This is a genomic window from Enterobacter cloacae complex sp. P40C2, assembly GCF_014930695.1.
Lineage (GTDB): Bacteria > Pseudomonadota > Gammaproteobacteria > Enterobacterales > Enterobacteriaceae > Enterobacter > Enterobacter pasteurii.
The window spans coordinates 111,281-122,243 of record NZ_JADBRP010000002.1 but is presented as its reverse complement, the minus strand read 5'-3'; the positions used below and the strand labels follow the sequence as shown (position 1 = coordinate 122,243).

General features: G+C 55.2%; 10 protein-coding genes. 9 read left to right on the top strand and 1 reads right to left on the bottom strand.

Translation table 11 applies throughout. From position 1 onward, the window contains the following. Window positions 1–16 precede the first annotated feature (16 nt). The 9 genes from murC (at window position 17) to mutT (ending at window position 10,730) form a co-directional block, all read left to right on the top strand. Window positions 17–1,492: a UDP-N-acetylmuramate--L-alanine ligase gene (murC, locus tag IM304_RS05835; RefSeq protein WP_193354735.1), complete on the top strand. Its 1,476-nt coding sequence runs from the start codon at window positions 17–19 to the stop codon at window positions 1,490–1,492. Beyond that, the gene (locus IM304_RS05830) at window positions 1,485–2,405 is read left to right on the top strand and encodes a D-alanine--D-alanine ligase (RefSeq protein ID WP_193354734.1); all 921 of its coding nucleotides are present in this window, start codon (window positions 1,485–1,487) and stop codon (window positions 2,403–2,405) included. Before murC ends, IM304_RS05830 begins: the two co-directional genes overlap by 8 nt. A gap of 1 nt (window position 2,406) precedes the next feature. Next, entirely contained in the window at window positions 2,407–3,249 is an 843-nt protein-coding gene (ftsQ, locus tag IM304_RS05825) for a cell division protein FtsQ (RefSeq protein WP_148420081.1), read from the top strand. Continuing rightward, window positions 3,246–4,502 (top strand): cell division protein FtsA, encoded by a 1,257-nt coding sequence (gene ftsA, locus IM304_RS05820; protein WP_003856340.1) that lies wholly within the window; start codon window positions 3,246–3,248, stop codon window positions 4,500–4,502. Before ftsQ ends, ftsA begins: the two co-directional genes overlap by 4 nt. A gap of 60 nt (window positions 4,503–4,562) precedes the next feature. After that, window positions 4,563–5,714, top strand: a complete 1,152-nt coding sequence (ftsZ, locus tag IM304_RS05815) for a cell division protein FtsZ (protein ID WP_003856338.1) — start codon at window positions 4,563–4,565, stop codon at window positions 5,712–5,714. 101 nt (window positions 5,715–5,815) lie between these two features. Continuing rightward, on the top strand, window positions 5,816–6,733 hold the full coding sequence (gene lpxC / locus IM304_RS05810) for a UDP-3-O-acyl-N-acetylglucosamine deacetylase (protein ID WP_006810110.1): 918 nt from the start codon (window positions 5,816–5,818) through the stop codon (window positions 6,731–6,733). Between the two features lie 279 nt (window positions 6,734–7,012). Further along, window positions 7,013–7,516, top strand: a complete 504-nt coding sequence (gene secM / locus IM304_RS05805; RefSeq protein ID WP_148420082.1) for a secA translation cis-regulator SecM — start codon at window positions 7,013–7,015, stop codon at window positions 7,514–7,516. A gap of 58 nt (window positions 7,517–7,574) precedes the next feature. After that, the gene (secA, locus tag IM304_RS05800; RefSeq protein ID WP_148420083.1) at window positions 7,575–10,280 is read left to right on the top strand and encodes a preprotein translocase subunit SecA; all 2,706 of its coding nucleotides are present in this window, start codon (window positions 7,575–7,577) and stop codon (window positions 10,278–10,280) included. A 57-nt stretch (window positions 10,281–10,337) separates the two neighbouring features. Next, on the top strand, window positions 10,338–10,730 hold the full coding sequence (gene mutT, locus IM304_RS05795; protein ID WP_193354733.1) for an 8-oxo-dGTP diphosphatase MutT: 393 nt from the start codon (window positions 10,338–10,340) through the stop codon (window positions 10,728–10,730). 34 nt (window positions 10,731–10,764) lie between these two features. Here the strand turns inward: mutT and yacG are convergent, their stop codons facing one another. Further along, window positions 10,765–10,959 carry a DNA gyrase inhibitor YacG gene (yacG, locus tag IM304_RS05790; protein ID WP_003856332.1) on the bottom strand — a complete coding sequence of 65 codons (195 nt, stop codon included), beginning with the start codon at window positions 10,957–10,959 and terminating at the stop codon, window positions 10,765–10,767. Window positions 10,960–10,963 lie beyond the last annotated feature (4 nt).

Genomic DNA, 10,963 nt, shown 5'->3' with positions numbered 1-10,963 from the left:
CGATGGCGTTTAGAGAATGAATACACAACAACTGGCAAAACTGCGTTCTATCGTGCCCGAGATGCGTCGCGTCCGGCACATTCACTTTGTCGGCATCGGTGGTGCTGGCATGGGCGGTATTGCCGAAGTGTTAGCTAACGAAGGTTATCAGATCAGCGGGTCAGATCTGGCGCCAAACCCTGTTACGCAGCAGCTGGCGTCGCTTGGGGCGACTATCTATTTCAACCATCGCCCGGAAAACGTGCGCGATGCAAGCGTGGTTGTGGTGTCGAGCGCCATCTCCGCTGATAACCCGGAAATCGTTGCCGCGCACGAAGCGCGCATTCCGGTGATCCGCCGCGCGGAAATGCTGGCGGAGCTGATGCGCTTCCGTCACGGCATTGCGGTTGCCGGCACGCACGGTAAAACCACCACGACAGCGATGGTGTCCAGCATTTATGCGGAAGCGGGTCTCGATCCGACGTTCGTCAACGGTGGTCTGGTGAAAGCGGCCGGCGTGCATGCGCGCCTGGGCCACAGCCGTTATCTGATTGCGGAAGCGGATGAGAGCGACGCGTCGTTCCTGCACCTGCAGCCGATGGTGGCGATCGTCACCAATATCGAAGCTGACCATATGGATACCTACCAGGGCGACTTCGAGAACTTAAAGCAGACCTTTATTAACTTCCTGCACAACCTGCCGTTTTACGGCCGCGCGGTGATGTGCGTGGACGATCCGGTGATCCGCGAGCTGCTGCCGCGCGTCGGGCGTCAAATCACCACCTATGGTTTCAGCGAAGATGCTGACGTACGGGTAGAAGATTACAAACAGATTGGTGCGCAGGGGCATTTCACCCTGGCGCGTCAGGATAAAGAGCTGCTGCACGTCACCCTGAACGCTCCGGGGCGTCACAACGCCCTGAACGCGGCGGCGGCGGTAGCGGTGGCGACGGAAGAAGGCATTGACGACGACGCTATTCTGCGCGCGCTGGAAAGCTTCCAGGGTACCGGCCGTCGTTTCGACTTCCTCGGTGAATTCCCACTGGAGCCGGTGAACGGTAAAACGGGCACGGCGATGCTGGTGGACGATTATGGCCATCATCCGACCGAAGTTGATGCGACCATCAAAGCGGCGCGCGCGGGCTGGCCGGAGAAGAATCTGGTGATGATCTTCCAGCCACACCGCTTTACGCGTACCCGCGATCTGTATGATGATTTTGCGAACGTACTTTCGCAGGTCGATACGCTGCTGATGCTGGACGTTTACGCCGCAGGCGAAACGCCGATTCCGGGGGCGGACAGCCGTTCTTTGTGCCGTACCATTCGCGCACGCGGTAAAGTGGACCCTATTCTGGTTTCCGACGCGGCTCAGGTGGCTGAAATTCTGGCGCCGGTCCTGACGGGTAACGATTTGATCCTGATTCAGGGCGCGGGAAATATCGGCAAAATCGCCCGTACCTTAGCTGAAATCAAACTGAAGCCGCAAACTCAGGAGGACCAGCGTCATGGCTGATAAGATTGCTGTCCTGTTTGGCGGCACGTCCGCCGAGCGCGACGTTTCTCTCAATTCCGGGGCTGCCGTGCTGGCGGGCCTGCGTGAGGGTGGAGTAGACGCGCATCCGGTCGATCCGAAAGAGGTGGACGTCACGCAGCTTAAAGCGATGGGCTTTGATAAAGCCTTTATCGCGTTGCACGGTCGCGGTGGCGAAGACGGTACCCTGCAAGGGCTGCTGGATCTGATCGGCATGCCCTACACCGGCAGCGGCGTAATGGCATCCGCTATCTCCATGGATAAACTGCGCAGCAAACTGCTGTGGCAGGGGGCGGGCCTGCCCGTTACGCCATGGGTTGCGCTGACGCGTCGTGAATATGAATCAGGGCTGTCGGATAGCGTTAATGCCCGCATTGCCGCGCTCGGCTTGCCGGTTATTGTTAAGCCGAGCCGCGAAGGGTCAAGCGTCGGGATGTCTAAAGTCGATAAAGCTGCACATTTGGCGGACGCTTTAGCGCTGGCATTTCAACATGATGATGAAGTTCTGATTGAAAAATGGCTCAGCGGACCGGAATTTACCGTCGCGATGCTTGGCGAAGAAATTTTACCGTCAATTCGCATCCAACCCGCCGGAGTCTTCTATGATTATGAGGCGAAGTATCTCTCTGATGAGACGCAATATTTCTGTCCAAGTGGTCTTGAAGATGAACGTGAAGCCGAATTACAGTCTCTGGTGCTTAAAGCATGGCATGTTCTTGGGTGTCGTGGCTGGGGGCGCATCGACGTGATGCTCGATGGCGACGGGCAATTTTATCTGCTGGAAGCAAATACTTCTCCAGGCATGACCAGCCATAGCCTTGTGCCAATGGCGGCGCGTCAGGCGGGAATGAGCTTCCCGCAATTAGTCGTACGTATACTGGACCAGGCGGGCTGATATGTCTCAGGCTGCATTGAACACGCGCAACCGCGATGACGAAGAAGAATATTCTTCTTCGCGCCGGAGTAATGGAACGCGTCTTGCAGGGATAATCTTCCTGCTCGGGGTGCTGTGCACCGTGTTTATCAGCGGCTGGATGGTGCTGGGCTGGATGGAAGATGCGCAGCGGTTGCCGCTGTCGAAGCTGGTTGTGACCGGGGAGCGTCATTACACGCGTAACGATGATATTCGCCAGTCAATACTGGCGCTGGGATCGCCCGGCACCTTTATGACGCAGGACGTCAATATTATCCAGAGCCAGATTGAACGTCTGCCGTGGATAAAACAGGCGAGTGTAAGAAAGCAATGGCCTGATGAATTGAAGATTCATCTGGTTGAATATGTGCCCATTGCGCGTTGGAATGATCAGCACATGGTTGACGTAGACGGAAATTCGTTCAGCGTCCCGAGCGATCGTGTCAATAAGCAGAATTTACCGATGCTGTATGGCCCGGAAGGCAGCGAAAACGAAGTATTGCAGGGTTTTCGTGAGATGGGAAAGGTGCTGGCTAAGGACCGCTTTACGTTAAAAGATGCCGCGATGACGGCGCGCCGCTCCTGGCAGTTGACCTTAACGAATGGCATTAAGCTCAACCTTGGCCGCGGCGACACAATGAAACGTCTGGCGCGTTTTGTAGAACTTTACCCGGTTTTACAGCAGCAGGCGCAGACGGATGGCAAACGGATAAGCTACGTTGATTTGCGCTATGACTCAGGCGCAGCAGTCGGTTGGGAGCCGGCTCCGGTCGAGGAACCTAATCAGCAACAGAATCAGGCACAGGTACAGGCAGAACAACAATGATCAAGTCGACGGACAGAAAATTGGTAGTAGGACTGGAGATTGGCACCGCGAAGGTTGCCGCTTTAGTAGGGGAAGTTCTGCCCGACGGTATGGTCAATATCATTGGCGTGGGCAGTTGCCCGTCCCGTGGTATGGATAAAGGTGGGGTAAACGACCTTGAGTCGGTGGTGAAATGCGTTCAGCGCGCCATCGACCAGGCTGAATTGATGGCAGATTGCCAGATTTCCTCTGTCTATCTGGCCCTCTCTGGTAAGCACATTAGCTGCCAGAACGAGATCGGTATGGTGCCGATTTCTGAAGAAGAAGTGACGCAGGAAGACGTTGAGAACGTGGTTCACACGGCGAAATCCGTGCGCGTGCGCGACGAGCACCGCGTACTGCATGTGATCCCGCAGGAATATGCGATCGACTATCAGGAAGGGATCAAGAATCCGGTCGGCCTGTCTGGCGTACGCATGCAGGCAAAAGTGCACCTGATCACATGTCACAACGATATGGCGAAGAACATTGTAAAAGCCGTTGAACGTTGTGGCCTGAAAGTTGACCAACTTATTTTCGCCGGTCTGGCCGCGAGCTATTCCGTGCTGACCGAAGACGAACGTGAACTGGGCGTCTGTGTGGTCGATATTGGTGGTGGTACAATGGACATGGCTGTCTATACCGGCGGTGCGTTGCGCCACACCAAAGTGATCCCGTACGCCGGGAACGTCGTGACCAGCGATATCGCTTACGCCTTTGGTACGCCACCGAGCGATGCAGAGGCGATCAAAGTGCGCCATGGTTGTGCGCTGGGCTCTATCGTCGGTAAAGATGAGAGCGTTGAAGTGCCGAGCGTTGGTGGACGACCGCCGCGCAGCCTGCAACGCCAGACGCTGGCAGAGGTGATCGAGCCGCGCTATACCGAGCTGCTCAACCTGGTCAACGAAGAGATTTTGCAGCTACAGGAACAGCTTCGCCAGCAGGGTGTGAAACATCATCTCGCGGCGGGGATTGTATTAACCGGCGGGGCAGCGCAAATTGAAGGTCTTGCGGCCTGCGCTCAGCGCGTGTTCCATACGCAGGTGCGTATTGGTGCGCCGCTGAATATCACCGGTTTAACGGATTATGCTCAGGAGCCGTACTATTCAACGGCGGTGGGCCTGCTGCACTACGGGAAAGAATCCCATTTAAGTGGTGAAGCAGAGGTGGAAAAACGCGTCTCGGTGGGGTCGTGGGTCAAACGACTTAACACCTGGTTGCGAAAAGAATTTTAATTTTTTAAGAGACCGGAGAGAATTAGCGGTCTCGGGCGACAGGCACAACGGAGAGAAACTATGTTTGAACCAATGGAATTAACCAACGACGCGGTGATTAAAGTCATCGGCGTCGGTGGCGGCGGCGGTAACGCCGTAGAGCATATGGTGCGCGAGCGCATTGAAGGTGTTGAATTCTTCGCGGTGAACACCGATGCGCAGGCACTGCGTAAAACGGCTGTTGGCCAGACGATCCAGATTGGCGGTGGCATCACCAAAGGTCTGGGCGCTGGGGCTAACCCTGAAGTGGGCCGCAATGCGGCTGAAGAAGATCGTGAAGCCCTGCGCGCTGCACTGGACGGTGCAGACATGGTCTTCATCGCAGCAGGTATGGGCGGCGGTACGGGTACCGGTGCAGCACCTGTTGTGGCGGAAGTCGCTAAAGATTTAGGTATTCTGACCGTTGCCGTCGTGACCAAGCCTTTCAACTTTGAAGGCAAGAAGCGTATGGCTTTCGCGGAGCAGGGTATCACCGAGCTGTCTAAGCACGTGGACTCTCTGATTACCATCCCGAACGACAAGCTGCTGAAAGTGCTGGGTCGCGGTATATCTCTGCTGGATGCTTTTGGCGCAGCAAACGACGTGCTGAAAGGCGCGGTTCAGGGTATCGCCGAACTGATTACCCGTCCTGGCCTGATGAACGTTGACTTTGCAGACGTTCGCACCGTGATGTCCGAAATGGGCTACGCGATGATGGGCTCTGGCGTGGCGAGCGGTGAAGACCGTGCGGAAGAAGCCGCTGAAATGGCGATCTCTTCTCCGCTGCTGGAAGATATCGATCTGTCTGGTGCGCGCGGCGTGCTGGTCAACATTACCGCTGGCTTTGACCTGCGTCTGGATGAGTTCGAAACCGTGGGTAACACCATCCGTGCATTCGCCTCTGACAATGCGACCGTGGTAATCGGTACTTCCCTTGACCCGGAAATGAACGATGAACTGCGTGTGACCGTTGTTGCGACCGGTATCGGTATGGACAAGCGTCCTGAGATCACTCTGGTGACCAACAAACAGACTCAGCAGCCTGTGATGGATCGTTACCAGCAGCACGGTATGGCGCCTCTGACTCAGGAGCAAAAACCAGCTGCGAAAGTGGTGAACGACCCGACTCCACAAACGGCAAAAGAGCCAGATTATCTGGACATCCCGGCGTTCCTGCGTAAGCAAGCTGACTAAGAATTGGCTGGAATTTGGGGATTTGCGCTCTTTGTGCTAAACTGGCCCACCGTTAGTGATATACACTCTCGGTTGGATAGTTAATTTGGCGAGATTATACGATGATCAAACAAAGGACACTTAAACGTATCGTTCAGGCGACTGGTGTCGGTTTACATACCGGCAAGAAAGTCACACTGACGTTACGCCCTGCGCCGGCCAATACCGGGGTCATCTATCGTCGCACCGACTTGAATCCACCGGTAGATTTTCCGGCCGATGCCAAATCTGTGCGTGATACTATGCTCTGTACTTGTCTGGTGAACGAGCATGACGTGCGGATTTCTACCGTAGAGCACCTGAACGCCGCCCTGGCGGGTCTGGGTATCGACAACATCATTGTTGAAGTCGATGCGCCAGAAATCCCGATCATGGACGGAAGTGCTGCTCCGTTCGTTTATCTGTTGCTGGATGCCGGCATCGAAGAACTGAACTGCGCGAAGAAATTTGTTCGCATTAAAGAGACCGTTCGCGTCGAAGATGGCGACAAGTGGGCTGAATTCAAACCGTACAATGGTTTTTCGTTGGACTTTACCATCGACTTTAACCATCCGGCGATTGATTCCAGCACCCAGCGCTATGCGATGAACTTCTCTGCTGATGCGTTTATGCGTCAGATCAGCCGAGCACGTACTTTCGGCTTCATGCGCGATATCGAATATTTGCAGTCCCGCGGCCTGTGCCTGGGCGGCAGCTTCGATTGTGCCATCGTTGTTGACGATTATCGCGTACTGAACGAAGACGGCCTGCGTTTTGAAGATGAGTTTGTTCGTCACAAAATGCTGGACGCGATCGGCGACCTCTTCATGTGTGGTCACAATATTATTGGGGCATTTACCGCGTTTAAATCCGGTCATGCGCTGAACAACAAACTGTTGCAGGCAGTCCTGGCAAAACAGGAAGCCTGGGAATATGTGACCTTCGAAGACGAAGCCGAACTGCCGCTGGCGTTCAAAGCACCGACTATGGTCCTGGCGTAACGGTTCAAGCCGTTTCGTAAGAAAAGCGACTGGTTCACCTGGTACTCTCTCCGACCAGGGAAGCCAGTCGTTTTTATTTCTGCACTTCTTTGATTTGTCCCTCTCTGCCTGGCCTGCGTCGGGTGCCGAATAACGGTGTGTTCGCTGCATTATTGACCGTTTTTACCTGCTGCGGGGCGTCATTCCTGCTGCTGTGTATTGGCTTTAGTGGTAATATCTGGGCGCTAAAAAAGAATAACTGAACTCAGCCTGCATTGGCGGGCGAATGTGGTGGAGCAAGTGAGCGGAATACTGACGCGCTGGCGACAATTTGGCAGACGTTACTTCTGGCCGCATCTCTTATTAGGGATGGTCGCGGCGAGTCTCGGCTTGCCTGTGCTCAGCAACAGCGCAGAAGCGGCTTCGCCGGCGCGTTCCACCACGACCAAACACGATCTCACCACGCGGGTTAACTTTACTAACCTCGCGTGGCTCGAAGCCAGCCGTCGTCCAAATTTCTCTGTTGATTACTGGCAGCAGCACGCCATCCGCACGGTTATCCGCCATCTGTCGTTCGCGATGGCGCCCCAGACGATGCCTGTTGCTGAAGAAACGCTGCCGGTCCAGGCTCAGCACCTTGCTCTGCTCGATACGCTTAATGCGCTTCTGACGCAGGACAACCAGCCGCCCGTCACCGTGAGTCAGACGGCACAAACCTGTTTTGTTTCCCCCGCATCATTCTCCATTTCGACATGGATTAGCCAGGTTCACGGCATCCGTGCCGGGCCTCAACGCCTCAGCTAAATTAACCTTTTTCAATACCTTAATTTATCTGCCCATCAGGGGCGTTTGAGAATTTATTATGCTAATCAAATTATTAACCAAAGTTTTTGGTAGTCGTAACGATCGTACCCTGCGCCGCATGCGCAAAGCGGTAAACGTCATCAACGGTATGGAACCGGCGATGGAGAAGCTCTCTGATGACGAGCTGAAAGCGAAAACTGCGGAGTTCCGCGCGCGTCTGGAAAAAGGCGAAACCTTAGAGAGCCTGATCCCTGAAGCCTTTGCCGTTGTGCGTGAAGCGAGTAAACGTGTGTTCGGCATGCGTCACTTCGACGTACAGCTGCTCGGTGGTATGGTGCTTAACGAGCGCTGCATCGCGGAAATGCGTACCGGTGAAGGTAAAACCCTGACCGCAACGCTGCCGGCTTACCTGAATGCCCTGACCGGTAAAGGCGTTCACGTTGTTACCGTCAACGACTATCTGGCGCAGCGTGACGCCGAAAACAACCGTCCACTGTTCGAGTTCCTCGGCATGACCGTTGGCATTAACATGTCCGGCCTGCCTGCACCAGCCAAGCGTGAAGCCTATAACGCCGACATCACCTACGGTACCAACAACGAATACGGCTTTGACTACCTGCGCGACAACATGGCGTTCAGCCCGGAAGAGCGTGTGCAGCGCAAGCTGCACTATGCGCTGGTGGATGAGGTTGACTCCATTCTGATCGATGAAGCGCGTACCCCGCTGATTATCTCCGGCCCGGCCGAAGACAGCTCTGAGATGTACCGTAAGGTCGATAAAATCATTCCTCACCTGCTGCGTCAGGAGAAAGAAGACTCCGATACCTTCCAGGGTGAAGGTCACTTCTCCGTCGATGAAAAAGCGCGTCAGGTGAACCTGACCGAACGCGGTCTGGTGAAAATTGAAGAGCTGCTGGTAGCAGAAGGCATCATGGAAGAGGGCGAGTCCCTGTACTCCCCGAGCAACATCATGCTGATGCACCACGTGACCGCCGCGCTGCGCGCGCATGCGCTGTTCACCCGCGACGTCGACTACATCGTCAAAGACGGTGAAGTCATCATCGTCGATGAACACACCGGCCGTACCATGCAGGGGCGTCGCTGGTCTGATGGTCTGCACCAGGCCGTTGAAGCGAAAGAAGGCGTGGATATTCAAAACGAAAACCAGACGCTGGCATCCATCACCTTCCAGAACTACTTCCGTCTTTACGAGAAGCTGGCAGGGATGACCGGTACCGCTGATACCGAAGCGTTTGAATTCAGCTCCATCTATAAGCTGGATACCGTGGTTGTGCCAACCAACCGTCCGATGATCCGTAAGGATATGCCGGACCTGGTGTACATGACCGAAGCGGAAAAAATTCAGGCCATCATCGAAGATATTCGCGATCGTACCGCTAAAGGCCAGCCGGTGCTGGTGGGGACCATCTCCATTGAGAAATCTGAGGTGGTGTCCAACGAGCTGACCAAAGCAGGCATCAAACACAACGTTCTGAACGCCAAGTTCCACGCCAAAGAAGCGGACATCGTTGCGCAGGCGGGCTATCCGGCTGCCGTGACCATCGCCACCAACATGGCGGGTCGTGGTACCGATATTATGCTGGGCGGCAGCTGGCAGGCCGAAGTGGCAGAGCTGGAAAACCCAACGCCTGAACAGATTGCCCAGATCAAGGCCGACTGGCAGGTGCGTCACGACGCGGTGCTGGCGTCCGGTGGTCTGCACATCATCGGTACCGAGCGTCATGAATCTCGTCGTATCGATAACCAGCTGCGTGGTCGTGCGGGTCGTCAGGGTGATGCCGGTTCTTCCCGCTTCTACCTTTCTATGGAAGATGCGCTGATGCGTATTTTCGCCTCCGACCGCGTTTCCGGCATGATGCGTAAACTGGGCATGAAGCCAGGCGAAGCGATTGAGCACCCGTGGGTCACTAAAGCGATTGCTAACGCCCAGCGTAAGGTTGAAAGTCGCAACTTCGACATTCGTAAGCAGCTGCTGGAATATGATGACGTCGCTAACGACCAGCGTCGTGCGATTTATACCCAGCGTAACGAACTGCTGGACGTGTCCGACGTAAGCGAAACCATCAACAGCATTCGTGAAGACGTGTTCAAAGCCACTATCGACGCGCATATTCCGCCTCAGTCTCTGGAAGAGATGTGGGATATTGAAGGCCTGCAGGAACGTCTGAAAAACGACTTCGATCTTGAGCTGCCAATCAAAGAGTGGCTGGACAAAGAGCCAGAGCTGCATGAAGAGACCCTGCGCGAACGTATTTACGAAACCGCGCTGGAAGTCTACAAGCGTAAGGAAGAGGTGGTTGGTGCCGAGATGATGCGTCACTTCGAGAAAGGCGTTATGTTGCAGACGCTGGACTCCCTGTGGAAAGAGCACCTCGCGGCGATGGACTACCTGCGTCAGGGTATCCACCTGCGCGGTTATGCGCAGAAAGATCCGAAGCAGGAGTACAAGCGTGAATCCTTCTCCATGTTTGCTGCAATGCTGGAGTCGCTGAAGTACGAAGTCATCAGCACCCTGAGCAAAGTTCAGGTGCGCATGCCGGAAGAAGTGGAAGCGATGGAGCAGCAGCGTCGTGAAGAGGCTGAGCGTCTGGCGCAGATGCAGCAGCTGAGCCACCAGACCGACGAAAGCGAGGCCGCAGCGGCAATCGCAGCGCAGACGGGCGATCGTAAGGTGGGTCGTAACGATCCGTGCCCTTGCGGTTCCGGCAAAAAATACAAGGCGTGCCACGGCCGCCTGAGCTAAGAACATAACAAACTGAAAAGGCGCAGATATCTGCGCCTTTTTTATGGAAGTGCCAATATGAAAATACTGCAAATTGCCGTCGGGATTATTCGCAACCCGCAAAACCAGATCTTCATTACCCAACGTGCAGCCGATGCGCACATGGCCAACAAATGGGAGTTCCCGGGCGGGAAAATCGAATCTGGCGAAACGCCGGAGCAGGCGCTGGTGCGTGAGCTTCAGGAAGAGGTCGGCATTACTCCGATTGGCGCAACGCTGTTTGATAAGCTGGAATACCAGTTTCCGGATCGTCACATCACGCTCTGGTTCTGGCTTGTGGAAAGCTGGGAGGGAGAACCCTGGGGGAAAGAGGGGCAGCCGGGGGGCTGGGTTACGCTTCACGCGAGTGATGCCGAAAAATTTCCTCCGGCAAATGCGCCCGTCATATCCCGGCTAACGGGCAACCTGTAGGCCTGCTAAGCGAAGCGCCAGCAGGCTTTGAACGCTACTGCTGGTTCTCGCTCCAGTCATCGCTATCCGAGAGGTCGCCTTCGCTGGGAATGCGTTTCTCTTCCGCTGCCCATTCGCCCAGGTCAATAAGCTGACAGCGCTTGCAGCAGAATGGGCGAAATGGGCTCACTTCGCCCCAGACAACGGTTTTCCCACAGGTTGGGCAGTTTACGGTAGTTACGTCAGACATCGGC